Source organism: Streptomyces sp. NPDC037401 (assembly GCF_055602345.1).
The window spans coordinates 1-1108 of record NZ_JBVJWO010000093.1; the positions used below are offsets into that span (position 1 = coordinate 1).

At 67.6% G+C, this 1108-nt stretch carries 1 protein-coding gene; it reads left to right on the forward strand.

What is annotated here, in order from left to right; genetic code table 11:
* On the forward strand, positions 1-1108 hold a 1108-nt coding region (locus ACZ7H1_RS37385; protein ID WP_470792950.1), incomplete at both ends, for an RNA-guided endonuclease InsQ/TnpB family protein.

Consider the following 1108-nt stretch of genomic DNA (forward strand, 5'->3'; position numbering starts at 1 on the left):
CCGAACGGTCCTCAGCGTTCCGCGCTGGCAAGGGCGTTCGGGTGCTCGCGGGTGGTCTACAACGACGCCCTGCGGGCTCGTGAGACCGCCCGTGCCGAGGGTGCGCCGTTCCCGAAGACCGGCGACCTGTCGAAGCTGCTGATCACCGAGGCCAAGAACACCGAAGAGCGCGGATGGCTGGGCGAGGTGTCCGCCGTGATCCTGCAACAGTCGTTGCGGGATCTGGACATGGCTTACCGGAACTTCTTCGACGGGTTGAAGGGCAAGCGTCCCCGTATGGGCGCGCCCCGGTTCAAGTCCCGCAAGGACAACCGGCAGGCCGTACGGTTCACCGCCAACGCCCGCTGGAAGATCACGACCGGCGGGGACCTGTCCCTCCCGAAGATCGGCGACGTGCGGGTCAAGTGGTCCCGCAGCCTGCCCTCCACCCCCTCCACGGTGACCGTGGTCAAGGACGCGGCCGGCCGGTACTTCGCGTCCTTCATCGTGGAGACCGAACCCGGCGAGACACTGCCCCGCGCCGCGTCCGAGGTCGGTATCGACCTGGGCCTGTCGCACTTCGCGATCCTCTCGGACGGCACGAAGATCGACGCACCGCGTTTCCTGCGCCGGGCGGAGAAGAAACTCAAGAAGGAACAGCGCCGCCTGTCCCGCAAGGCCAAGGGCAGCAACAACAGGACGAAGGCCCGCATCACGGTCGCTCGCGCTCACGCACGGGTGGCCGACGCGCGGCGCGAGTTCCACCACCAGCTCTCAACGAAGATCATCCGTGAGAACCAAGCGGTTGCCGTTGAGGACCTGGCGGTCAAGGGACTCGCCCGAACCAGGCTGGCCAAGTCCGTCCACGACGCCGGATGGTCCGCGTTCCTGGCCATGCTGGAGTACAAGGCCGCCCGGTACGGGCGCACCTTCGTACGCATCGGCCGTTTCGAGCCGACCTCTCAGGTCTGCTCGCAGTGCGGCGTCAAGGCCGGCCCCAAGCCCCTGCACATCCGCGTCTGGGAGTGCGGGGTATGCGGAGCCGTCCTTGACCGGGACATCAACGCGGCGGTCAACGTCGCCAAGGCCGCCGGACTGGCGGTGTCAGCCTGTGGAGCGCAGGTAAGAC